Genomic DNA, 25,268 nt, shown 5'->3' with positions numbered 1-25,268 from the left:
GACAAGGAGAGCAAATATGAGCCGGAAATGGAAACTGTTGCGTATTGTTAATGATATTCCCCTGAAGTTCAAGTTTCTGATCATTTACTTGATGTGTGTGTTGCTGCCAATATTGTGTATAAACAGCTTGTTTTTCTTACAGGATAGCAAAAATACAGAACGTAGAGAGATGGATAACTTGCGGATTTCTTTGGATAGAGTCGGAAATGAAATCATGCAAATGGTGAACTCAGGTGTGGTGATTGGCAACGCTGTTTCCGCTGATCGTGTATTTAATGAGATGCTAGAATTTACGTACTCGGATAATGTTGCTTATTACGAAGAATACGACAGTTACCTCCGAGACAAATTGGGGCAGTATCCGAATATTTATCCTTACATCTCTTGGATTGGCGTATACACATCAAACCCAACGCTATCCAATGGTGGAAGTTACTTTATGCTTAAGCCTAATGATCTGAAGAGTGAATGGTATCAGAAGATGAACGAAAATAAAGAAAAGGTGACAGTGACCTCTTATTTGGATACGAATCCCATGAATCCCGAAGAGAAATTGGTATATGTCAGCATTATTCGAAAGCTGGACAATTTTCCAGACCTTATGAAATTCTCCAAGTATTTGCGCATCGATATTCGAATGGATAAGCTGCTGGAGCTGTTTGATAAAGAGCGTAATTACTTGTTAATTAAGCTCGTGGATGAGGAAAATCGGCTTGTTCTCGAATCAGCAGGTACGTATAAGGGAAGTGACCCTTTGCTCCCGACACTGCCTGTGTCAAAGTTTTCTCAGCTGACAGGCTTACCTGAGAACAGTTTTGTCAGTCCTCTCAGTAATGCTAGTTATGTGCTTAACTGGCGGTTGGTCGGAATTCCAGAGGGAAGTCGAATTGCGGAAGAGAGAAGAGGGGTTATCCATTTTTTTATCTGGCTGACGCTTATTAGTACGATCATTCCGACAGTATTAATTTACATTATTATGCATTCTTTCAATTTCCGGGTAAGAAAGCTCTCCAAACATATGCAGTTGGTGAAAAACGAGAGGTTCGAGCCCATAACGATGTATGAAGGAAAAGATGAGATCGGTCATCTTCTTCGCAGCTTTAATTTGATGACGGAGAAAATTCGTAATTTAATTAACGACGTGTACAAACTCGAAATTCAGAAAAAAGATTTGGAGCTAGAACGCGTACAGGCAGAGTTGAATTATTTGCAGAGTCAAGTAGATCCTCATTTTCTGTTTAATACGTTAAATGCGATTCTTGTTGTATGCAAGAAATATCGTTATGAGCATGTAATAGAAATTATACAAAACTTGTCCCAAATTTTGAGAAGGCTGTTAAGCTGGAAGGAGGATTTGGTGACAGTAGAAGAAGAGCTAAGCTTCACTGATATGTACCTCCAGATCGAGAAGTTCAGATTCCAAGATCGGTTTCACTATGAGTTGTCCGTTGACGACTCTGTTCTATCGTATCGAATTCCGAAGATGAGTATTCAATCACTCGTTGAGAACTCTTGCAAACATGGGCTTCAATCGGTGAAAGGGAATCGCAAAATTCGGATATCTGTAGAAAGAGCCGGGATGAACATGCTCATGAAAGTCGAAGATAACGGAATCGGTATGAACAGCACGAAACTGGATGAAATTGTTCAGAGTCTGTATAAAGGAGAAGACAACGGTAAGAACATCGGACTTCGCAATGTGTACCGCCGTTTAAATCTATTTTATGCGGAGCGTTCATTGTTCCAAATTGAAAGCATTCCCTTCGAGAAAACGAGCGTTACTATACAGATTCCTTTGAGTCTTATTAGGAAACAGGAGGAGACGATCGGACATGTATAAGGTTATCTTTGTGGATGATGAGCCTTTCGCGTTGGAAGGTATCAAGCTCATGATTGAATGGGAAGAGCTTGGCTTTGAAATCGTACAAATGTGCGAGAACGGCGAAGAAGCTTTGGCCTGCATTGAAGCCTGTAAGCCTGATCTCGTTGTGACGGATATTCGAATGCCGGTAATTGACGGATTAGAATTAATCGATCGGGCGCAAAAGGCAGGCAACGATCCCGTATTCATCATTATAAGCGGCTACAATGATTTCGAATATGCTCGATCCGCCCTAAGGTATGGCGTAAAGCATTATTTGCTTAAACCGGCTTTAGACAGGGAATGGGAAGCGGTCATTCAATTCGTTATTGAAGAGCTGCAGCATCGAGAACAGCAAAGGGTACGCCATGACCTCTTTACCGACCGACTAGTGCCTACTCTGCTTGCTCAGATGCTTCGGGGGGAAATTTCGGCAACAGACGGAAACGTTGGGGAAATACTAGATCCCTTGGCACATGGAGATCAGGGATGGAGGTACATTCATGTAGAATGGCTTAGCGGCACAAAACAGGAGTTGGATGCACGTTACTTCCTTTCGCGAAAAGCTCATGCAATCGACTTGTTTGGGAGCCAGGACGGCCTTGTTATGGAGTCATTTCCTGAGATGGAGCAATGGGCTGGGCAGATATACGAAGATCTACAGGAGCAAGGTATCGAATGCTATCTATCGATAGGACCACGGGTGGAGTCCCTCCGTCATATAGAAGATTCATATGCAGGTGCTCTAGAAACATCTGTGCATCATTTCTTTCATATATCCGGTGGTCCACTCGATTACGATAAGATTCATCACAAACAAATCAGCTATGATCTTCATGCGGTTTCTATCGTAGATGACATTCAAAGTGCCCTTGAGGCGCTTCAGGATAAGCGGGTTGAGGACCTGATTAAACAAATGTTTGTGATACTGTCAACTAACAAAACGGCCCGGGAAGTCGTTCATTTGCTGGTCATACGCATTGTTTTGAAAAGCGCTGCTGTCATGCGGGAGATGGGTATTGACTCGGAGGCGCTGCCTCGTGTTCGCGATTTTTTGAGAAAGGAGCATCGTTCCCTACAGGAAGTGGAGGAGTCCCTGCAGACGTATGTGCAACAATGTATGAGCCAGCTGAAGCAGCATAAAGAAAAGTTCTCCGGTCACCCCCTTCGAGTTATTGAGCGTTTTATCCAGGAGCATTACCGGGAAACGCTGACGATTAAAGAGATCGGAGAACGATTCTTCATGAACCCAGTTTACTTAGGCCAAGCGTTTATGAAGAGGAACGGCGTAGGCATCATTGAGTATATTCATGACCTGCGTATTAACGCGGCGAAGCGTATGCTATGCGAAACTGATGAGACGATTCGTCTCATTGCGGAGCAGATCGGATACGTTCACTATCATCATTTCCTCAAAGAGTTTGAGAAACGTGTGTCTGACAAGCCCGGTGTGTTTAGACAGTTAAGCAAAGCATAAAGGACTCAAATGAAGGACGTGTATTTCTTTTCTAAGAGATACACGTCTATTTGTTATGAGTGCGACTGAAAACATCGCACATCATCTTGAAACATTTTAAGAAAATGGGGGAGAGATCTTTAATCTGTGAATGGTAAGTGTAGTCAGATTCTATATCATATAACATAGAAGGCCTGTTTAAACAGGGGATGATGAGGAGGTTTATCAATCTATGAACAACAAGGTACCGAACTTACACGAGGCTTATAAGGGCATATTCAGAATCGGCGCTGCCGTGAGCACGAAAACCATCCGATCGGATGGGGACTTCATTGCCCAGCACTATAACAGCATTACAGCGGAGAATCAGATGAAGTTCGAGGAGATCCACCCAGAGGAAGAGCGGTACACATTTGAGGCAGCGGATGAAATCATGGATTTCGCAATGCAGAACGGGATTGCTGTTCGGGGGCATACGATGGTCTGGCACAATCAAACCTCCGATTGGATATTCGAAGACCCTTCTGGAAGTACAGCTAGCAAAGAAACGGTTCTCTTGCGGATGCAGGAGCATATCCGTATGGTAGCCGGTCGTTATAAGGGCAGGATTTATGCCTGGGATGTCGTCAATGAAGCGATAGAAGATAAAGCGGACCTGGTCATGCGTAGTACCAAATGGTTGGAGATTCTGGGTGAGGATTACATCCGTCATGCTTTCGAGGCAGCACATGAAGCCGATCCGAATGCGCTTCTGTTCTATAACGACTACAACGAGACAGAGCCAGTCAAACGGGATAAGATTTACAATCTCGTCCGTTCATTGAAGGAGAAGGGGGCTCCTATCCACGGAATCGGCATGCAGGGACATTGGAATATCTATGGTCCTTCCTTGGATGAAATTCGGCAAGCGGTCGAGCTTTACGCATCCCTTGATCTGCAGCTTCACATCACAGAGTTAGATCTCTCCATGTTTCAATTTGAGGACAGGCGGACTGATCTGTTGGTACCCACTGAGCAGATGGTGGAGCTGCAGGAGCAGCGGTACGAGGATATTTTTAGGCTATTTAAGGAATATCGGGATGTCATTACGTCGGTAACGTTCTGGGGAGCGGCTGACAACTATACCTGGTTGGACAACTTCCCAGTTCGCGGCCGAAAAAATTGGCCGTTTCTATTCGATGCAGATCTCCGGCCTAAGCAGGCATTTTGGCGAGTAATCAAGGAAGCAAAGTGAGAGTAAACGATCTGACACCTTCAGTGACAAGCCCCAAACGGTGGAAACGGTGCGCACATTAGTTATGCAGCTCCATAATTGTGGGGGGACTATTCTTTAATTTGAGTATGTGAAGCCAATTGCCTAAGTTGTAGAATGAAATGGAAATAAACTTGTAAGCGATTGCAAAAAGAGGAGGACGCTTGTGAGAAAACAAATGAATGTATGGATGGCCATCGTGCTGCTGTTTGGGATGATCGCACCCCAGTTGCTAGTGCCTGTGATGGCATTGGCTGCTGGCAATACGGTCGTTTTGTCCCAAAGCTTTGAAGACGACCAAACTGGCGGTTGGGTTAAAGTATCCTGGATGGGAGACGGAACCATTGCCGTGACGTCGGCAACAGCCTCTGATGGCTCCAAATCCTTAGCAATGACGAAACGTGCTGCAAGTAACAGCTCCCCGTTCCTGGATTTGACTTCGTATACGCAAGCCGGCCATACGTACGATTTGTCACTGAAGCTTAAAGTCGGAACAGGAACAGATAACTTCCATCTTGCATCTAATGTTGATGCCGCCTCGCTGACCAACAAATATCCTTGGTTGGTGGGAAATAAAACGGTTAACTCTACCGAATGGACCCCCTTTGAACTGAAGGGATACGAGCTACCGGGTGATACGAAGGGTTTTAAAATATGGTTGGAGTCAGATTCAGCTTCCACGACTACGGAGGACCTCTATATCGATGAAGTGCAGTTAACGGATGTCACGCCGACTGCACCAGTTGATTCGGGAGCGGTTGACCAAACTGGCATCCAATCTACCTTTGAAGACGGGCAAGGAAATTGGGTGCGCAGAAACGGCTCCGGCAATATTGATATATCGGCGGCAGACAATCGCACCACAGGCGGCTCCAAGAGCTTGCTGACCACGGTATCGGAGCAATATGACGGGCCTTTGCTGAACGTCCTTGGCAAGATGTCCAAGGGCTATAAGTACAATTTATCTACTTGGGTAAAAATGGCTCCGGGACAATCCCCCACTGTATTGCGGCTATCTGTACAGAGCGGCGATAGTACATATACGAATGTTTCGTCAAACGTGACGGTAACTTCTGATCAATGGGTACTGTTGACCGGTGCGTTTACCATTGCTGCCACTCCGACCGTATTGAATGCATATGTGGAAGTAGCCAACAAATACGAAGATGCAAGATCCTTCTATATGGACGATTTCGATTTGTCCTATGTGGGTCAAGTATCCGGGCCGAAGCCGATTCAAACGGATATTGATCCTTTGAAGGACATCTATGCGGACAACTTCAAAGTTGGTGCTGCCGTAACAGGAGATCAGCTTACTTCGGATGTTCACACGCTTCTGGATTATCACTATAGTTCCCTCGTAGCTGAGAATGCCACAAAGCCGGGGTCTCTGGAACCGACAGAAGGGCAATGGAACTGGACGGAAGCAGACAAGATTGCACAATATGCCAAGGATCACACTATGAATTTCCGGCTGCATACCCTTGCTTGGCATTCGCAGGCTGCGGAATGGATGTTTAAGGATGCGCAGGGCCAACCGCTTGCAGCTACACCGGAGAATAAACAGCTGGTGCTTGACCGTCTAACAACGTATATCCAAACTGTGGCGCGCCACTTTAGTTCCATGGAAGTGCCAATCAATGCCGTCGACGTGGTCAACGAAGTTATTGATCCTGGACAGCCGGATGGCATGCGAAAGAGCGAGTGGTATACGCTAACTGGCTTGGATTTCATCCGTACAGCCTTTAGGGTTGCTCGTCAAGAGTTGCCAAACGCAAAACTATATATCAACGATTACAGTACGCAGGATCCTGTCAAAAGCGACTTTTTGTTCAATTTGGTGACGAAGCTGAAAGGCGAGGGAGTTCCCATTGACGGTGTGGGTCATCAAACGCACATCAGCATTGGCGGTCCTTCAATCGAGCAAATTTCTGATTCCATAAGGAAATTTGGAGAAGCTGGATTCGACAATCAAATAACGGAGCTTGACGTTTCGGTTTATACAGACAACAACTCCACCAGCTATGATGAGTCCAGCCTTGTGAAACAAGGCTACCGTTATAAGCAATTGTTCCAAGAGCTAGTTCGGCTGGACAATGAGGGCAAAAATGCCGCCTCGAACACGCAGGCATATAATCCTTACGGATGGATCAGCAATGTTACGTTATGGGGGATTGCAGACGATCATACCTGGCTCGATAACCAAGGTGCAACCCGTAAAGATGCTCCTTTCCCATTCGATGCGCAGTACCAAGCCAAATATGCTTATTGGGGAATGATTGAAGCAGTAAAGACGTTGACGCCATCCCACCTGCCAATAACCGCTCAGACAGCAAATACAGCAAAAGGTACACCGGCTAATGCTTCAGATCCGGTTTGGAACACGGTTCCTGCATTGAAAACGCAACAATTAGGTACCCTTCAAGCTGAAGTGAAAACCTTGTGGGATGAACAACATGTTTATACCCGCATAGCGGTCAAAGACATGACCATAACCGCAACAGATCAAATAGAACTCTTCGTGGATGACAATGGCATTAAGACATATACATTCGCACGAAATGATGCTCAAATTACGGAAGGAACCGACGGTTATGTGCTGCAAGCATCAATCCCGATGGCAGGAACATTGGGCAAGCACTTGAAGTTTGACGTAAGAGCTACCGATAAGGGGATTAATGACGGTACGGAGCATGGGAGCAACGGCGTCATCGTATCCTGGAGTGATCCAAGGAACAACCAGGACAACGATGTTCTTGGATACGGGATATTGACCTATATCGATGCTGTAAAAGCGGCAAGTGCTTCTTACGGAACTCCTGCAATCGATGGCGAAATGGATAGCAAGTGGGCGAACGTACCAGTTTATACGACTGATGTGTTGGTAGAGCAGCATAACAATGCTGTCGCGAAAGCTCAATTGCGTGCCATGTGGGATGAGCATAACCTCTTTGTCTATGCCGTTGTGTTAGACAGCAATTTAAGCGATGCCAATGCCAACGCATGGGAGCAGGATTCGATGGAAATATTCGTTGACCAGAACAACGGTAAAACGGACAGCTACCAAGGTGATGATGGTCAATACCGGATCAATTTCAAAAATGCAAAGACTGTTGGCGGCCATGCCACCCAAAATAACTATGCATCGGCCACCAAAATCATTGATGGAGGTTACGTTGTAGAAGCGGCTATAGCGCTGGATACGATTACTCCACAAGCAGGAACCGTGATCGGATTTGACTTTCAGGTTAACAATGATCAGGACGGAGGAAGCCGTGACAGCGTATATTCATGGAATGACCCAACAGGTCAATCCTACCAGAACACTTCGAGATTCGGCACTCTGAAGCTTGAGCAAGTGCAGTTATCCGACCCTTCGACCTCGCAGACTTCCTCTGTCTCGCCTCCAGTACCGGAAGGGGCGGTTAAGGTGCAAACAGATACAGGAGGCAAGGTAGAGAATAATGGGGCGGCAGTTGACTTCCCGGCAGGAGCAGTAGGCAGTGATATATACGTGAGCATTAAAAGGTTGAGCGACACATCACTGCTGAAGGCGGATCCAGATTTGAAGCTTGCTGGAGATGTGTACGAGATTATCAAGGACGTAGCAGGACCGTTCCAGAAACCAGTTACGATCACCCTTCCGTTCAACACCAGCTTGTTGGATGATAAGCATGAGCTGGCACTGTACTGGTACAACGAAGAAACCGGCAAATGGGTCAAACTGGACGATAGTAAGATCGACCTGGTGAAAGGCACCGTTTCCGGCAGTGTGACGCACTTCACCAAGTTTGCAGTATTGGCCGCAGAAAAGTCCGCATCTGTCGAACTTCCGGCCTTGACCGATATTAAAGGACACTGGGGGCAAGCAGGTATCCAAGAACTTGTGAAAGCAGGAGTGATCGACGGCTACCAAGACGGCACATTTCATCCTGATTCAACCGTAACAAGATCCGAGTTCGTATCCATGATCGTCAGATCTCTTCATCTGAACGCTGCAGGCGGAACCCATTTCGCTGATACTGCCAGTCATTGGGCGAAGGAAGCCATTGCAATCACTTCGGCGCTGGGAATCGTGGATGGCTATGAGGATGGAACCTTCGGTCCCGATGACAACATCACCCGGGAACAAATGGCCGTAATCCTTGCACGTGCTGCACAGTTGGCATCTGCCAACAGCGGCTTGGACTATAAGGATAGTGGAGACGTATCCGCCTGGGCACAAGGGCCGCTAGCGGCTTTGACCGCTAAGGGTGTTCTTAACGGCTACGAAGACGGTACGCTGAAGCCGAAGGCTTTCAGCACCCGTGCAGAAGCGGCGGTTATCATTATTAGGATTTTGGAAGCTCAACACGTGCAATAACACCAGTAAAGAATAGTAGGAAGGCTGTCCGCACATGGATGACATGTGCGGCAGCTTTGTTTTGGTGCTTCCAGTGTAGGATGGGATTAACCGGAAAAGTTATATCTGAAGGGAAATTGATGATCTATGAGAAGCAAGAACGTGACGGCAGTGCCTGCCGAATATTTTAAGCCAGTTAATGAAGAGCTTCAAGGTACGGTTCAAGAGGTTTCTTATAAGGTAAGCAACTATATTCATTTGACTCGACAGCTTGTAACAGATCGGAACATTGATAGCAGTGAAGCAGGAAGAGGAACCGTTGCGGGAGATGCCATATTGAAGAAATGCAACGTTTACTTGCCTGCTGCTTATGACCCAATCGACAATACTGTCAGATACAATGTATTGTATTTGCTTCATGGCGTAGGCGGAGATCAATATGAGTGGTTAAGCAGCAACGGTAAAGTTGACGGACGATTTATTATTTGCAATCTATTTGATAATCTCATTGCCAACGGTGATATCGATCCGTTGATCGTCGTATTTCCTAACGGAAGAAGCGCGCATGACTGGACAGACACCTCCTTCAATCCCGAAGGAACCAATATGCTGGGATTCTATTACTTTGATTATGAGCTGAGATACGATCTGATTCCATGTATAGAATCGAATTACAAAACCTTCGCAGATATAACAGACACCTCACATGAGGGAATCATATATAACCGCACCCACAGAGCGATCGCTGGGCTTTCTATGGGGGGAATGCAAGCTCTGAATCTGATTCTCGGCGGTTACCGGCATGATTCGACGCGAATCACTCGCACGGAGAGTCCCTGGAACAACGAATTGGATAAGACTGTACTCGCGCCAGGTATGATAGATTTGTTCGCTTATGTCGGAGCTTTTTCAAACGCGCCTACATCGAGTGATGGCAAAACGCTTGGAGTCAGTCTTGCGTCTTGCGTCCATGATCTTCATTTGCTATATACCACCTGTGGCGATTCGGACGGAGTAGCAATTGGCAGCTATATAAAATCTATAGATGAGCTTATACATCAATCGGGGAATCATCTTAATCATTTTTATCAAATTCTGATTAAGGATGGTTTTCATGATTTTCATGTTTGGAATAACGGTGCTTACAATTTTAGTAGATTGATATTTAGAAATTTTGATGATCATGGAAGGTCCCGTGTTGTGAGCAAAACAATTTAATATTTTTGGGGAGTCTTGATAGCACCAATATGAGGCTCGGACTCTTCCTTTGCTAATGGGAAAATCGGATTAAGCCCTTCCATATTTTTTCGCAAATTGATACACCGAATCGGCAAATGTTTTTTTCTGTGCTTTGAGATAAGTAATAAGGGCCTCTTTGTCTTGAATCGGTACACCCCAATCCTCAGGAATATCCCGAATCACTTCTTCAATGAGGTTTTCAGGAAAAGCAAGGATCTGTTCAATATATGAAGAGAGTATCGATGGATCTTCAAGCATGCCCACAGTCCAAATATGAACGATAGAATCCTTTTTAAACTTATCGTGCTTTTGTAATGTAATTTTATTCCATTTATATCCTCCCGGAAAACATTTACCGTGATCGATCATATGAATACCATATTTGCCTTCCGGTAGCCGCTCCAAAAGAATGTTGCTTTTTGTACGATCAGAGTTATGCACCCAATGGTCGAATACGAAAATTCCGGCCAATACTTGGTTATTTTTGATATCCATTTTAGTCGGATGAGGAGGTTCCTTGGAGAGGCCTCTGCAATTGTCTATAAATAGGCTAGCAAATTGTGTGCCTGGATTGTATTTAGAAGAAAACTTTTTCGGTATATATTGTATCTGCTGCTCTGTCATATTCACTATTTTAAATGGCACCACAGGCAAAGAAAGGTGTTGCCCTAATCTGGCGATCACGAATTCATTTACCAGTTCCCTTGTTCCGTGGAAATTATTTTTACATTTTACCGCATAACGGTTTCCATCATTAAATGACAACAAATGTGCGGCTTTTCCAGACAGCGTCTCCAAATATTTTATCGGTTCTAATGATGTCATCGCTCAGCAACCCTTCTTTGATAGAATCTAACATTACAATATTCAATAATAATTTAAGAGTATGGACAAAAGGGATATTATTTTTCTAACTTGCCATTGCTGAATTGCGGTGAACCTTATCATAAATAAGGGTTGTGTTTTCTACTGAAACCAGAAAGCAAGCAGAACTGAAAACAGTAAAGGAGCAGCCGTAGCTGCTCCTTTGACTTATTAATTCTTACATACTAAATGATAATGACCACAAAATGGAGTAGTCGGGAAAGTCGATGTTATCATCGGAGAAATGGTATCGGCACATTCGGCCAAAATGGCCATACGAATCGTTGTCACTCCCCAAATTAAGGCCTCACTCACTTCCTATGTCCGTCAGCGCCTACTACTGAACCGTTTGATCGCTTCCTCGGTCACAGGCGCGAAGAGGTTAACCAGATTGCCGTCGGGATCCCGAAAAAGCACAGCACGGTTTCCCCAAGGCATCGTGGTAGGTTCCTTTACCCACTCGTTGACAAATGGCTTCAAGCGCTCGTATTCGGCGTCGACATCGTGGACGCGGAACTCGATGATGACAGTGCGATTTTCGGCCGCCACTGCGGAACCAGCGCCGAACAGTTGCACTGTCTGGGAGTGGCCGATCGCCAGGGTGCACGATGGCAGAACGAGTTCGGCAAATACGGGCGCGGGGCGTTCCGCCGAAACATCCATGACTTTCTCATAGAAATTGATAAGACGATCCACGTCGTCGGTAATGATGCGTACAGAAGAAAAATTCACGAGATACCATCCTTTCTATAGTAACTGATACAATACCGTATCAGTTCATTTTGGGCCAGAATACTTCGCATTTATATCCCACTCCTTTATGTTGACTTACTCCGATTATAAAAAAACACTACTGACAACAGTATGTCAGTAGTGTTTTAACATTTTTTTGGGCTTACTCCCGCAGTTTGGTGCAAGGTAAAAGTGAAAGCAATGTATGATGGAGAGCAGAACGCCTCATTCCACCAAGCCGTCTTGGCTGTGTTAATCTTACATGTAATATACCGACCTGTCCGAGTTACGAAAGATAGATCGATGGTTGGATTGCGGGGGCTATTATAAAAGAATAACTTTATAGACCTAGCAGTCTCTTACGATACTGGAAAGGCGAAATTCCCTTCAGGATGCGGAAATGTTTAATAAAATAGCTGGTATGGTTAAAGCCAGTTTCCGTGGCAATCTGTGTTATGGATTTAGATGGGTCGAGCAGCAACTGCTCGGCTTTTCTTATGCGCAGAAACGTAATGTATTTGACCAACGGCATGTGCATGAATTGTTTGAAAACGGTGGCAAAGCGGCTGTAGCTCATCATCGCCACTCGGGCAACGTCGACGGCATTCAATTCCTCATGAGAATGGTCATTAATGAAGGAGAACACCTGGCTGAAAGCTTGCATGCGTTCAGCGCCATGCGACACCCCCTCTGGAGCAGTGTGGGTAAGCAGGGAACTGTCACGAAGCAAAAACAGCATAAGTTGATGGATCCCTGATGTAACGGTGAGCTCAAAGCCGATTTCCTTAGTAGTAAATTCGTTATACATATTTGTAATCATTCCTTCTAAACGTTGATGCTGATCCTTAGAAAGTTTGAGTAAATTCCAATTGGGCGCTCGATTGATAGCAAAAGGCAGTCGATACGTTAGGTCGAAGGCTAGCTGAGGCATTGGCGACATCAGTTCAGTGTCAAAGCCAATGACATAATGGAGCGTTGAAAGATTGGCTTCAATATGCACAGCATGAACTTCACAAGGGGGAATGATAACCAAGTCGCCGTCTTGAACGTTGAATGTTGAACTGCCTGTCGTCACAGTGCCACTTCCTTCAGCCCAATATACGACTTCCATATGGTAATGCCAATGATGACCAATCCGATAACCTTCTGTGGTGGTTTTAAGCGATCCGATATAGAACGGTCGTTCAAGGTTGCCGCTGTGCGACTGGTCTTTGTTCGCTTCCCAGTAAGGTGTGATGTTCGTCATGTATATACCGAGACTCCTTTCAGCCAATAAAGCAATAGTAGAATTGTTATATTTTTTAATATGATCATTATAGTTTACTTTTCTGTTCTTTAGTAGGCTAGAAACGTGAATAGTATGCTGTGTACGGAAGGGGATAATAAAAAATGAATGCTATGTTCAATGTAGAAAGTTCATTCTTTCTTGGGGTTAATTACTGGGCGTCGCATGCTGGGACTGCGATGTGGTCGGACTGGCGTCCTGAGCAAGTTGAGGCAGATTTGGAAAAGCTTGCTGCAGCAGGCGTTGAAATACTGCGTGTTTTTCCGCTATGGCCTGATTTTCAGCCGATCCATACGCTGTATACGGGACGCGGAAAGCCGAATGGGCATCGATTCGGTGAAGAGCGGCTGCCAGACAGCCCCGCAGGACAAGCCGGCGTTTCCGAAATAATGATGGAAAGATTCAGAGATTTTACAGCAATTGCAGAACGGCATGAATTGAAGCTGATTGTGGGACTGCTTACAGGATGGATGAGCGGCAGGCTGTTTGTGCCTCCGGCGCTGCAGGGCAAGCCGATCTTGACCGATCCTGACGCGATTCGATGGCAGGTTCGATTTGTGCGGTATTTTATATTGGAGATGAAGCACGAGCCTACGATTGTCGCATGGGATTTGGGCAATGAATGCAATGAGATGGGCGAAGTTGCTAGCCGGGAAGAAGCTTGGCTGTGGACTTCATCGATCGCGAATGCGATTAAAGCAGCAGACAACAGCCGGCCGCTCGTTTCTGGGATGCACAGCCTGCTCCCTGCAGGGAAATGGACAATGCAGGATCAGGGAGAGCTTACGGATATCCTAACCACACATCCTTATCCTTTCTGGACGCCTTATATGGACTTTGATCCACTGGATACGATAAGACCCACCATCCATGCGACGGCGGAAAGCTTGTTTTATGGTCAGATTGGCGGCAAACCCTGTTTTGCAGAAGAGATGGGAACAATGGGCCCCATGGTGTGCAGCGAGGAAACGGCGGCTGTCTTTGCACGTACCAGCATGCTGTCCCAATGGGCACATGGATTGGATGGCTTGCTGTGGTGGTGTGCCAATGATCAGACGAAGCTTCAGCATGCGCCTTATGACTGGGTTGCGTGTGAGGGTGAACTTGGACTTATGACGGAGGAAGGACGCGTCAAACCGGCATTGCAGGAAATGGGCAAGCTAAAGCGAGCGATTGAATCGCTGCCAGTGCCTAAGTTGCCTCCTCGGTTAACAGAGGCAGTCTGTATCATAAATGCGTCCCAGGATCACTGGGCTGCAGCGTTAGGTTCCTTTATGCTGGCGAAGCAGGCGGGGTTTGATCTCGAGTACCAGTTCGAGGATCAGCCGTTAAAGCAAGCAGATTTCTACTTGTTGCCCAGCTTAAGCGGCGTACTGGGTATTCCTAAGCAGCGTTGGGAAGAACTGCTGCGCAGAGTGGCCGATGGTGCAACCTTGTACCTGTCAACGGATGACGGCTATGCACTCAATTTTGCTGAGCTGACAGGATTGACTGTGATGAACCGCCAGCGTCGTGCCGAACCTGTGGAACTCAGATTGGAGATGGATAGCGGTGTCGTGCAGATGACTATCCCGGCTTCATTCTGTCTCACCTTCCGAAATGATCGAGCTGAAGTGCTGGCTGAGGAGCTGGGCGGCAACCCTGTATTGACGAAGGCTGCATATGGAAAGGGAACAGTCTATTTCTTATCCGTGCCTGTTGAATTGGCGATGGTACAAGACAAAGCGACGAGCTTCCGTCCGGAGGAGAATCCGTATTGGAAGCTGTATGCGGCAATGTCAGCTAGTGTACGCAGCAGCAGTCGCGTTGTGACCGTGGACAGACCGAATTGGGGAATTACCGAGCATTCGGTCGATGAGCGGACAAGAGTCGCAGTAATCATCAACTATTCACCTGTTGCAAGCAGTGAGCCCGTTAACCTTGCTAACGGGTGGAAGGTGGATGGGTGCTGGTATGGGCAACATCCATCTATTTCTGGGAATGTTGCATTGTGCTGTCTGCCGGCGAATGACGGTATGGTTATTTTGCTCAAGAAAGAAACATAAACAAAGGGGCGCCGTGGCGTCCCTTTTTAAGATTGTAATGGATATTGGCCTTACGAGAAATCGTAGGGCTATTTCAGTTAACAAGGTAAATGCAATAGGTTGGGTCTCCCTTTTTTTCAAACGAATCATAGCGTTTACATTTTTTGTTGACAATGGTCGAACTAAAGTTATAGGGTATAAATTAAAGATATGGTTTTGGGAGGAGAACAACCTTGTCAGCGGAAATTAACGATTTCTTAGTTCCTGATATCGGCTACTTAATATATAGAAAGTGCACACCAACATGGGAAATCGCCAAAAATGAAATCTCATTTTGTGACATCACCTATATCATAGAAGGGAGAGGAATCTATACAATTAATGGCGTACAATACGAGGTGAAACGCGGTGATCTTCTCTGCATTCCACGCGGAAGTATCCGTATGGCCCGATGCATTGTCGATGACCTTATGAACGTGTACTCCGCTAACTTCAAACTCTATGACATGGATGGACAACAAGCCGACCTGCCTCTTCCTTTGCTGACGCATATTGGGATTAAAAGCGACCTCGTCGGGCTCTTTCGCGAGTTATCCAATGCCTGGGTTCGTAAGGAAACTGGGTATCACACAAAAACCAGAGGTTTGCTGCTTGTCATCATGCACAGATTGTATGAGCTGATTCTCTTAAAAAAAGACACGGCAAGATCAGACTATCGGGTGAAAAAGGCTATCAACTATATATCTGAAAACTACGCGAGCAATGTTACTGTAAAAGAGATTGCAAATCTCGTAGGGCTCAATACCGTATATTTTGGGGCACTATTTAAAAATGAAACGGGCATACTGGTCAATCAATACTTGACGCAAACGAGAATTAACCATGCAGAGGACATGCTGCAAAATGGCGAATGCAACGTAACCGAGGCTGCAGAGCGTTGCGGGTATAGCGATCTGTCGCACTTTCGAAAGCAATTTAAAATGATCAAAGGCTATTCGCCATCACAATGTCTCAGAAATCAACCAGACTAGCGTAAGCTAGTCTTTTTTTTGCAAATAATATCTTTAATTAGGCATGGTTAACTATATTCAGACTATTGTTGAAAGGTATCTTCAATGCTAAATTCTTAATTAAGAAACAAAAGTGTTTTGGCTATCTTCGTAGGTGCTGCACGATGAACTTAATATGAATAAAATGTTAAATTCAGACCCTATATGTTGTAGTTTATGAAAACGCTTTAATTTATGCGATAGAGGTGCATCATGGATCACGCGAGACGGATATTTTCGGAATATAATGCTTGGCTGCAGTCAAAATCCAGTCTGGAACCTAAAGCTTTGCGAATTAAAGCAGGCTTCGATTTAGATTTTATTCATCAAGAATGTCGTCTAGGTCTAATTCGCCTATGGGGAGAAATTCAAGAAAGCGATGAGTACACGCTGCATTTAAAAATGAATGACTTGGAGCATGAGGAGTTTTCACTTACCCCACTGGAAAATGGATTCGAAATCGCAGGCGGCAGTAAGAATGCTCTTTTATATGGTGTTTATCGCTTCCTAAACCGGCTTGCCACTGGAGAGAGCATGGAAAAGATTCATGAACACTCAGCACCCAAAGTGGACTATAGAATTATTAATCATTGGGACAACATGGATGGGCACATTGAACGCGGATATGCCGGTAATTCTTTCTTTTTCCTTAATAATAAATTTGATTATGATCAAGAAAGAATTAAAAATTATGCCCGACTGATGGCTTCTATTGGAATTAACGGAATTTGTATTAACAATGTGAACGTGAACAAAGTAAGCGCTGGTCTGATTGCTGAACCGCTGCTTACTGACATGGCAGAACTAGCTGCACTATTTAGACCTTTCGGCATTCGATTATTGGTATCCGTACATTTTGACGCACCGATGATCGTCGGTGGGCTTACAACCTCTGATCCGCTGGATGCGGGAGTAAAGGAATTTTGGAAAGCTCAATCCGCTATTGTATATGATAAAATCCCAGACTTTTTAGGTTATTTGGTGAAAGCGGACTCAGAGTTTAGAGGCGGTCCAGAGGCCTTTGGACGAACTCAGGCAGACGGTGCCAATACGATTGCCGCAGCGGTCGCTCCATTTGGAGGGTTGGTCTTTTGGCGCTGCTTCGTGTATAACTGCCAGCAGGACTGGAGAGATGCGCAAACCGACCGTCCAATGGCGGCTTATAAGCACTTTCAGCCACTGGATGGTACATTTGATCAGAACGTCATTCTTCAAATCAAAAATGGCCCTGTAGATTTTCAGACGAGAGAGCCAGTATCGCCTCTTTTTTCAAACCTTAAAAACACCCGTGAGGCCATTGAGTTTCAAATTGCTCAGGAGTACACAGGCCAGCAAATCGACCTGTACAGTCTGGCTGTTCAGTGGGAAGAAATTTTGGCAGCTGAAGTTGATAAAGGGAAGCAATTGAAAAGTTTGTTTGGTCAAGAAATCGTTGCCGTGACAGCGGTTACAAATACTGGCAATAACATGAACTGGACAGGTAACATCCTTGCACAGTGCAATCTGTATGCCTTTGGGAGAATGGCGTGGAATCCGGAGCTTACTGCAAAAGAACTGATCCGTGAGTGGATTCAGATCACGTTTGAAACAGATGCGCATGGACGCCAAACGATCGAGGAGATGCTGCTTACATCAAGAGGGATTTACGAGAGCTATACAGCGCCTCTTGGTATTGGCTTTATGGTAAATCCAAGTAATCACTACGGGCCTAATGTTGATGGCTATGAGTTTTCACATTGGGGAACTTATCACAGAGCAAGCTCTGATGCGATTGGTGTCGATCGAACTTCCAAAGGAACGGGATTCACGCTTCAGTATCCAGAATCACTACAAAGGATGTATGACCATATAGAAAGTTGTCCGGAGGAACTATTGCTGTTTTTCCATCGAGTTCGTTACGACTACAAAATGAAAGACGGACGAACCTTGCTTCAGTACATATATGACAGTCACTTTGAGGGTGCTCAGCAAGCGGAAGCATTGTTACAATCCTGGGAGACTCTGGAGAACCGAGTTCCACAGGAAGTCTTTAACTCGGTGAAAGCGCGACTTCAACTTCAACTTCTCAATGCTCGTGAGTGGCGAGATCAAGTGAATACATATTTCTATCGCAAAACAGGAATTGACGATGAAAAGGGAAGAAAAATTTATATGTAAGGCGGTGCAGATATGGTAATTACAAAGAACAGCCAATCGTTCAGGTATATGAAACGTTACTGGATACTCTATGCAATGTTGGTTCTCCCGATTGCCTTCTTTCTCGTGTTCCGTTACATACCCATGGCCTATATTCAAATTGCATTCAAAAACTATAGCATTGTAAAAAGCCCATCGGAGATGGATTGGGCAGGAAATAATGGGTTCGAGTATTTTATTAAGGCATTTTCCAATCGCGACTTTCTTTATTCACTTAGAAACACGATCGGTCTTAACTTTCTTGACTTACTGTTTGGCTTCCCTGCACCTATTATTCTGGCTATTCTTTTAAATGAACTCGCCTTCAAACGTTTTAAGCGATTCACCCAAACGATCGTCTATATGCCGCACTTTTTATCATGGATTATCATTTCAGGTATGGCACTACAGCTTTTTGCTCCGACTACTGGGCTTATCAACATCGTGCTAAACAAGATGGGCTTTGCATCCATTCCGTTTCTGAATGAACCTTCGTATTGGGTGGTCACCTATATTTTACTGGGTATATGGCAAAGCTGCGGCTGGAATACCATCATCTATCTGGCTGCTATTACAGGGATCAACCCAGAACTGTACGAGGCCTCATCGGTGGATGGAGCAAGTCGTTTACGAAATATTTGGCACATTACGCTGCCAGGGCTTCGTCCTACGATCATAGTTATGCTGATTCTAAGCCTTGGACGCATTTTGGGCAGTGAATTTGACAGACCTTACGCACTCAGCAATAAGCTTGTCTCAGAAGTTTCCAACGTTATTTCCATATTCGTTTATAACAACGGTATTCGTGGATTGCAATTCTCTCTCACCACTGCCGTCGGTCTATTTCAATCCGTTGTGTGCGTCATATTTTTGTTTGCAGCAAACGCTTTGGCTAAAAAATTTGGCGAACGTGGCATCTGGTAGGAGGCTGTAACATGATTAAATCAAAAGGGACTAGAATCGGAGACTGGATTATCGCTTTCATGTGTTTCTTGTGTATTTTAGTTTGTCTCCTGCCGTTGTTGAATATATTGGCACGATCCTTAAGCTCTGCGGGTTCCTTGGTGAAAAATGAAGTTTTTCTTCTGCCTGTAGGACTGAATTTCGATGCTTACTCAACGGTGCTTGGAGATTCCAAATATACTTGGGCGTTGTTGTGGACAGCAATACTAACCGTGATTACCACACTTTGGTCGATGTTCATGACAATTATGTGTGCATACCCGCTTACCTATGACAACCTGAAAGGGAAAAGGATTATCACGGCACTCATTATCTTTACAATGTACTTTAGTGCAGGCACAATCCCAACCTATTTGCTGTTGAAAGAGCTGCACTTGCTCAATAATCCGTTGGTACTGATTCTGCCAAACTGCATTAGTGTATTTAATGTTATCATCATGCGCAGCTTCTTCTTCGGGATTCCGGAAAGTCTTAGAGAATCTGCTGAACTTGATGGAGCAGGACCTCTTAGGGTACTCATCAACATCTATCTACCGCTTTCCGCTCCTGTGCTTGCAACGCTGGCTCTTTTCTATGCAGTAGGCCGCTGGAACGGGTTCTCTGATGCCTTGATGTTTATGTCCGATAGAACCTACTTCCCGATACAATTGCTGCTATACAACATACTAAATAGTGTCAGCAGTATTGAGGTCGCTACGCAAGAAGGCTTTTCAAGCCCAGGTCTGTCTGAAACGATTAAATCAGCAACAGTTATGTTTGCAACTGTACCGATTTTGCTCATTTATCCGTGGCTGCAGAGATACTTTATCTCCGGCGTCACAATCGGCGCGGTAAAAGGTTAATTTTAACGGCATGATAGGAATTGGCTACGTCAATTTTTATAAATCAATGAGAAATAGTAAATAAGAATGAGGAGGAATAAATATGAAATTTCGCAAAGCATTGTCCGTTCTAGCGACTAGTACCATTCTTGCTGGAGCACTTTCAGGATGTACCACCAGCGACAAACCAGCTTCATCAGATTCACCAGCTCAATCAGCTTCAGCGCCTGCATCTAGTGCTCCTGGCAACAGCAGCGCAGCACTAGAAAAGCTAGGTCTCGATGCCAATTTCAAATTCAAGGAGACTCGTAAAATCAAGGTAGAGGTTTATGACCGTGGAAATCCCGGGGGAACCAAACCAGAGAACAACGTCTATACCAAATATATCAAAGACGGAATGCTTCGTGACCACAATGTAGACGTTACTTTTGTTCCTGTTCCACGTTGGACAGAGGGCGAGGCGATTAACAACCTATTGGCAGGGAATCAAGCGCCGGATATCAGTCTCACCTACTCTTATCCAACCATCCAAACGTACGCCAATATGGGTGGTGTCCTTGACCTAGGCCCTCTTCTCAAAGATAACAAAGACCTTCTGCCAAACATGTGGAATTATTTAACCGAAGCAAACATCTATTGGGACAAGGATCCTAGCAAAGGAACCTTGTGGGCAATAGAGTCTCGTTTGAACACCCTTAACCGCACGAATACCTTTGTGCGCGAGGATTGGTTAAAGAAGCTCAATCTTCAAGCGCCAAAAACGTTATCGGAATTTGAAAACATGCTAAAGGCATTTAAAGATAACGCCTCCACACTTTTAGGAAAAGATGCCGCCAAGATGATTCCTTTTTCAACGAGCTTTGACGTCGGTTGGCGTACAGATCATTTGACTGCGGCCTACGTGCCTTCTAATATAACAGACAAGGACATCTACACGCACGACTTTGACGATCGACGTTTTCTCTATCCGAACTACAAAGAAGGCATAAAAACGTTAAACAAGTGGTATAACCAAGGTCTGGTTTGGAAGGATTTCGCACTTTATCCTGCCGGAGATAAAACGGAAGATAATCTCATGAAAGCAGGCTATGTGGGCGCATTTATGCACAACTGGGATTACCCGTATCGTAACGGCGCTGACAGCATTCAGGCAGGCATTCAGAAGCTTGTTGGCCCAGATGCAGCTTATATTGCTGTTGAACCATTTGCCAACGATGCAGGTGTTTATAAGAAATTTTTATCAGGTCCAGTTGACCGTAAAATATTTTTCCCAGCTACAAATAAAGAACCAATTGCTTCTCTGCTTTATTTAGATTGGATTTCCAAGCTTGACAATCGCGTATTCCTGCAATTTGGAGAAGAAGGTGTTACTCGCCAAACATTGCCTGACGGTTCCGTGAAGACAATTGCAGCAACAGGCGAAAAAATTATGAACTCTCCAGCAAACATCGACTACACGATCACAAGCAATGGTCTTGATATTGGCGATCCAGCGAAGACAGTCAAATCAATTGCCAACGGTTATGCGGGTATTGACGCCAAATATATTGAGAAAGCGAATCAAATTACAACGCATGACGGACGTGTAGGCAAGAATGCTAATGTGGGTGCTATTAAGGCAGAAGACGGGCAAGGTCAAGCACTTAAAGAGAAACGTGATACGCTCTTGAACAAGGCTGTTGTGGCACCTGTTGACAAATTTGACGCTGTATATGACGCTGGCATGAAGGATTACCTCGGTTCAGGCGGTCAAGCGATTATCGACGAGCGAACAGCTGCATGGGAGAAAGCTTTCGGAAAAGAAACAAAGCTGAAATAGTATTCTACGAACAAAACATTGATAAAGCCTAGAGGTTTGCGTATGCAAGCCTCTAGGCGCTTTTATGGAGGTAGGATTTCGTATGCAGATGTTGAATGACGGTTGGCAGTTTGCAAAAGGGGAGCCAAACGAGTTTGTACCCGTCAGCGTTCCTCATGACTGGTTGATTGCAGATACCAAAAATTTGTACAAAGATGACATTGGCTGGTACAAGCGTGATTTAGACGCAAGTATCGTAAAAGACGGACAGCGTCTGTTGATCCGCTTTGATGGCGTGTATATGGACAGTACTTTGTTTGTTAACGACAAAGAGGTGGGGCAGTGGAAGTATGGGTACACGGCTTTTGAATTTGATATTACAGGTTTTATAAGCAAAGACAGCATAAACACCATTCTGCTCAAGGTCGTTCATCAAGCGCCAAACTCCCGATGGTATACAGGGGCGGGCATATATCGGGATGTGTTTCTGATCATAAAAAACGCCTGTCACTTCGTATCTGACGGAATCTATATTACGACCCGTAAAGTGGGCGGTCAGTGGAGTTACGAAGTAGATGTGGAAGTAGAAACCGAAGGAATGCCTTATCAGGTTCACCACACGCTTTTAGAAAAGAATGACGAAATCGTTGAGTGGGACGTTGAGAATCCCCAGCTTTACACCCTGCTAAGCGAACTTTTTGTTAACGGTGAGATGACAGATACAGTGGATACCCGCTTTGGCTTTAGGACGATCGAGTTTACGACAGATCGGGGATTTTTTCTCAATGGCAGGCATGTCAAGTTAAATGGCGTCTGCCTCCATCACGATCTCGGCGGATTGGGTGCGGCAGTTTACCCGGACGCCATTCGCAGGCAGCTTGAGATATTCCGTAAAATGGGCGTCAACGCAATCCGTACGGCTCACAACCCGCCCGCTAGCATTTTTAACGATATTGCAGATGAAATGGGTTTCCTTGTCATGAGTGAAATATTCGACGTTTGGAAACGTCCCAAAACGAAACATGACTATGCGCGTTTCTTTGATGAATGGGCGGAAAAGGATGTGGCCTCTTGGATTCGACGTGATCGCAACCATCCTTCGATTATCATGTGGAGCATTGGCAACGAAGTTCATGATACTCATGCAGATGCAGAGTCTGGAAAAGCAACGATGACTTACCTTATGGATTTGGTGAAAAAGCATGATCCCAATGTTCACGCGCCTGTTACCTTATGTTCCAACTACATGCCCTGGGAAAATACGCAACAATGCGCCGACGTAATCAAACTAATCGGCTATAACTACGCTGAGCCATTATACGTAAAGCATCATGCTGATCATCCGGATTGGATCATCTATGGCAGCGAGACTTGTTCCACGGTGCAAAGCCGAGGCATTTACCATTTTCCATTGTCACAATCAATTTTAGCGGACGATGACCTGCAATGTTCGGCTCTAGGCAACAGCGCCACAAGCTGGGGAGCCAAAAGCGTGGAATGGTGTATCAAAGCAGACGCAGACACTCCTTTCTCGCTTGGACAGTTTATTTGGGCAGGCCAGGACTACCTTGGCGAGCCAACACCTTACCACACCAAGAACACCTATCTTGGACATGTAGATACGGCAGGCTTTCCTAAAGATTCGTATTACTTGTTTAAAGCTGCATGGACCGACGCTCGAAAAGAGCCCTTTGTCCATCTGTATCCGTACTGGGATTTTTCGGAAGGTCAGGTCATCGATGTAAGAGTCTGCTCCAACGCGGCTCAAGTAGAATTGTTTGTAAATGAGGAGAGTCAAGGTATTGTGCCCTTGGATCACGATAAAATCGTTGCGGATTGGCAAATCAAATATCGCCCTGGAACGCTTCGCGCAGTGGCTTACGATGATAATGGCAAACAGATTGCTAAGCAGAGCAGAACATCGTTTGGTGATGCTGTAAAGCTACAGATAGAGAACGAAATCATAGGCGAGCTTCTTTTTTCAACGATTACAGCCTTGGATTTCCAAGACAATCCCGTTGAAAATGCCAACTGTCGTGTCCAGGTATCCATCGAGAGCGGAACATTGCTCGCACTGGATAACGGCGATGCTACGGACTATGACCCGTATCAGACGGACTCCAGGCGGCTCTTTAGCGGGAAGCTGTTGGCCATCGTAAAGCGGGTTGGTCATAGTGTTCCTGTCATTCATGCAAAATTAGATCAGAATGACGTACCTATTCGCAAAATCCAATTAACAGTGGATGGTTACCATGTGATGGCAAAGACATTTCCAGAACATGCAACCTATAGCGACTTATATTGGCGGGTCACAGATTCCGCTGGGATTGATAGCCAGTTGGCCACGATTGTGGTATCTGAAGATGGACAAAGCGCAACCATCAAGCCTAGAGGAGACGGCGAAGTCTATGTCCGTTGTTCCCCTAAAAATGGCGGAAATCATTTTGCTTTTATCTCGATGATTACCCTGCAAATTCAAGGCTTAGGAAAAACCTTTATTAATCCTTATGAGTTCGTATCCGGCGGACTGTACAATGCGAGCAACGTAGAGCTGACCAATGGCAATGAGCGTGGCATAGCTACGTTAAGAGATGGCGAAAGTCATGTCGGGTTTAAAGACTTGGACTTTGGAGATTACGGGTCGGATGAGATTACTTTGCCTCTATTCCCTTTGAGTAAAGACCCTTTTACTTTTGAAATTTGGGAGGGAATGCCTTTGGATGGAGGCGAGCATCTCAGCACCGTCCACTATGACAAAGGATCAATTTGGAATACTTACCAGGAAGTGGTTTGTAAGCTTCCGCGTAGACTGATAGGTTTGACCACCTTATGCCTTGTGTTTAGACAAAAGGTACACATCAAAGGATTTACCTTTGCCGAGTATCAAAAGGCGTTCCAAAAGTTGAAGGCCACTGAAGTTACAAGGGTTTATGGCGATTGCTTTACCATTCGTGAGGATACGATTGAAAATATAGGGAATAACGTATCTCTCGTGTATGAAAATATGGACTTTGGTAAATTAGGTGCAGGACAAATTGAAATTTGCTGGCGTTCAAAAATAGCACAAAATTCGATACAGCTCGTGTTTACCGATGGCCAGCGTGAGATCAGAAAAATGATAGAAGTGGCAAGCAGAGATGAGTACGCAAGTAGCGTGTTCAGTCTAGACGAATCGATCACAGGCAAAAACACCGTGTCACTCATTTTTCTCCCCGGCTGCAACATCGACATGGGCTGGCTTCGATTTATCCATTAACATTGACGTTGTTTTTAATCTAAAACGGCTAATGATAGTTTAACTTGGAAGAGCTGCCTCCCGGCAGCTCTTTTTGGTTTCTGTGCGAGTGGGCCGAAATTCATCCCTTTTAGATTTTTATGCTATAATGTACCCGATTAACAGCAGGAGA

General features: G+C 45.1%; 15 protein-coding genes. 12 read left to right on the top strand and 3 right to left on the bottom strand.

Annotation, left to right across the window (positions count from 1 at the left end):
* Nucleotides 1-16 precede the first annotated feature (16 nt).
* The 5 genes from L6I86_RS01985 to L6I86_RS01965 all read left to right on the top strand — a co-directional run bounded on the left by L6I86_RS01985 (nucleotide 17) and on the right by L6I86_RS01965 (nucleotide 10,129).
* Nucleotides 17-1,840, top strand: a complete 1,824-nt coding sequence (locus tag L6I86_RS01985; RefSeq protein WP_236284236.1) for a cache domain-containing sensor histidine kinase — start codon at nucleotides 17-19, stop codon at nucleotides 1,838-1,840.
* Nucleotides 1,833-3,338, top strand: coding sequence for a response regulator transcription factor (locus L6I86_RS01980; RefSeq protein ID WP_236284235.1), 1,506 nt, complete (start codon nucleotides 1,833-1,835; stop codon nucleotides 3,336-3,338). Before L6I86_RS01985 ends, L6I86_RS01980 begins: the two co-directional genes overlap by 8 nt.
* Before the next feature lie 211 nt (nucleotides 3,339-3,549).
* Complete coding sequence (locus L6I86_RS01975) at nucleotides 3,550-4,551, top strand: endo-1,4-beta-xylanase (RefSeq protein ID WP_236284234.1); 1,002 nt, start codon at nucleotides 3,550-3,552, stop codon at nucleotides 4,549-4,551.
* Nucleotides 4,552-4,735: 184 nt separating this feature from the next.
* Nucleotides 4,736-8,932 (top strand): endo-1,4-beta-xylanase, encoded by a 4,197-nt coding sequence (locus tag L6I86_RS01970; protein ID WP_236284233.1) that lies wholly within the window; start codon nucleotides 4,736-4,738, stop codon nucleotides 8,930-8,932.
* 126 nt (nucleotides 8,933-9,058) lie between these two features.
* Nucleotides 9,059-10,129 carry an alpha/beta hydrolase gene (locus L6I86_RS01965; RefSeq protein ID WP_236284232.1) on the top strand — a complete coding sequence of 357 codons (1,071 nt, stop codon included), beginning with the start codon at nucleotides 9,059-9,061 and terminating at the stop codon, nucleotides 10,127-10,129.
* 69 nt (nucleotides 10,130-10,198) lie between these two features.
* Here the strand turns inward: L6I86_RS01965 and L6I86_RS01960 are convergent, their stop codons facing one another.
* From L6I86_RS01960 to L6I86_RS01950, 3 genes are all read right to left on the bottom strand, one after another.
* Nucleotides 10,199-10,975, bottom strand: coding sequence for a HipA family kinase (locus tag L6I86_RS01960; RefSeq protein ID WP_236284231.1), 777 nt, complete (start codon nucleotides 10,973-10,975; stop codon nucleotides 10,199-10,201).
* 366 nt (nucleotides 10,976-11,341) lie between these two features.
* Nucleotides 11,342-11,746: a VOC family protein gene (locus L6I86_RS01955; protein ID WP_236284230.1), complete on the bottom strand. Its 405-nt coding sequence runs from the start codon at nucleotides 11,744-11,746 to the stop codon at nucleotides 11,342-11,344.
* 340 nt (nucleotides 11,747-12,086) lie between these two features.
* The gene (locus L6I86_RS01950) at nucleotides 12,087-12,992 is read right to left on the bottom strand and encodes an AraC family transcriptional regulator (protein WP_236284229.1); all 906 of its coding nucleotides are present in this window, start codon (nucleotides 12,990-12,992) and stop codon (nucleotides 12,087-12,089) included.
* Between the two features lie 143 nt (nucleotides 12,993-13,135).
* Between L6I86_RS01950 and L6I86_RS01945 the strand changes: the two genes are divergently transcribed.
* From L6I86_RS01945 to L6I86_RS01915, 7 genes are all read left to right on the top strand, one after another.
* Nucleotides 13,136-15,076, top strand: coding sequence for a beta-mannanase (locus tag L6I86_RS01945; RefSeq protein WP_236284228.1), 1,941 nt, complete (start codon nucleotides 13,136-13,138; stop codon nucleotides 15,074-15,076).
* A gap of 212 nt (nucleotides 15,077-15,288) precedes the next feature.
* Nucleotides 15,289-16,086 carry an AraC family transcriptional regulator gene (locus L6I86_RS01940; RefSeq protein WP_236284227.1) on the top strand — a complete coding sequence of 266 codons (798 nt, stop codon included), beginning with the start codon at nucleotides 15,289-15,291 and terminating at the stop codon, nucleotides 16,084-16,086.
* A 231-nt stretch (nucleotides 16,087-16,317) separates the two neighbouring features.
* Nucleotides 16,318-18,261, top strand: coding sequence for an alpha-glucuronidase (locus tag L6I86_RS01935; RefSeq protein WP_236284226.1), 1,944 nt, complete (start codon nucleotides 16,318-16,320; stop codon nucleotides 18,259-18,261).
* Between the two features lie 12 nt (nucleotides 18,262-18,273).
* Nucleotides 18,274-19,203, top strand: coding sequence for an ABC transporter permease (locus tag L6I86_RS01930; RefSeq protein ID WP_236284225.1), 930 nt, complete (start codon nucleotides 18,274-18,276; stop codon nucleotides 19,201-19,203).
* Nucleotides 19,204-19,214: 11 nt separating this feature from the next.
* Nucleotides 19,215-20,084, top strand: a complete 870-nt coding sequence (locus tag L6I86_RS01925) for a carbohydrate ABC transporter permease (protein WP_236284224.1) — start codon at nucleotides 19,215-19,217, stop codon at nucleotides 20,082-20,084.
* Between the two features lie 82 nt (nucleotides 20,085-20,166).
* Nucleotides 20,167-21,882: a type 2 periplasmic-binding domain-containing protein gene (locus L6I86_RS01920; RefSeq protein ID WP_236284223.1), complete on the top strand. Its 1,716-nt coding sequence runs from the start codon at nucleotides 20,167-20,169 to the stop codon at nucleotides 21,880-21,882.
* Between the two features lie 82 nt (nucleotides 21,883-21,964).
* Nucleotides 21,965-25,117, top strand: coding sequence for a glycoside hydrolase family 2 TIM barrel-domain containing protein (locus L6I86_RS01915; protein WP_236284222.1), 3,153 nt, complete (start codon nucleotides 21,965-21,967; stop codon nucleotides 25,115-25,117).
* Nucleotides 25,118-25,268 lie beyond the last annotated feature (151 nt).

This window comes from Paenibacillus allorhizoplanae (genome assembly GCF_927798215.1).
GTDB lineage: Bacteria > Bacillota > Bacilli > Paenibacillales > NBRC-103111 > Paenibacillus_E > Paenibacillus_E allorhizoplanae.
Note: the sequence above shows the minus strand (reverse complement) of the source record. Positions and strands in the feature narration are given on the sequence as shown.

Bases quoted from the DNA above. Each gene is read 5' to 3' on its own strand.
- L6I86_RS01985 (WP_236284236.1), top strand. From the start codon at position 17: ATGAGCCGGAAATGGAAACTGTTGCGTATTGTTAATGATATTCCCCTG.
- L6I86_RS01935 (WP_236284226.1), top strand. From the start codon at position 16,318: ATGGATCACGCGAGACGGATATTTTCGGAATATAATGCTTGGCTGCAG.
- L6I86_RS01920 (WP_236284223.1), top strand. From the start codon at position 20,167: ATGAAATTTCGCAAAGCATTGTCCGTTCTAGCGACTAGTACCATTCTT.
- L6I86_RS01960 (WP_236284231.1), bottom strand. From the start codon at position 10,975: ATGACATCATTAGAACCGATAAAATATTTGGAGACGCTGTCTGGAAAA.
- L6I86_RS01945 (WP_236284228.1), top strand. From the start codon at position 13,136: ATGAATGCTATGTTCAATGTAGAAAGTTCATTCTTTCTTGGGGTTAAT.
- L6I86_RS01925 (WP_236284224.1), top strand. From the start codon at position 19,215: ATGATTAAATCAAAAGGGACTAGAATCGGAGACTGGATTATCGCTTTC.
- L6I86_RS01980 (WP_236284235.1), top strand. From the start codon at position 1,833: ATGTATAAGGTTATCTTTGTGGATGATGAGCCTTTCGCGTTGGAAGGT.
- L6I86_RS01915 (WP_236284222.1), top strand. From the start codon at position 21,965: ATGCAGATGTTGAATGACGGTTGGCAGTTTGCAAAAGGGGAGCCAAAC.
- L6I86_RS01930 (WP_236284225.1), top strand. From the start codon at position 18,274: ATGGTAATTACAAAGAACAGCCAATCGTTCAGGTATATGAAACGTTAC.
- L6I86_RS01950 (WP_236284229.1), bottom strand. From the start codon at position 12,992: ATGACGAACATCACACCTTACTGGGAAGCGAACAAAGACCAGTCGCAC.
- L6I86_RS01965 (WP_236284232.1), top strand. From the start codon at position 9,059: ATGAGAAGCAAGAACGTGACGGCAGTGCCTGCCGAATATTTTAAGCCA.
- L6I86_RS01975 (WP_236284234.1), top strand. From the start codon at position 3,550: ATGAACAACAAGGTACCGAACTTACACGAGGCTTATAAGGGCATATTC.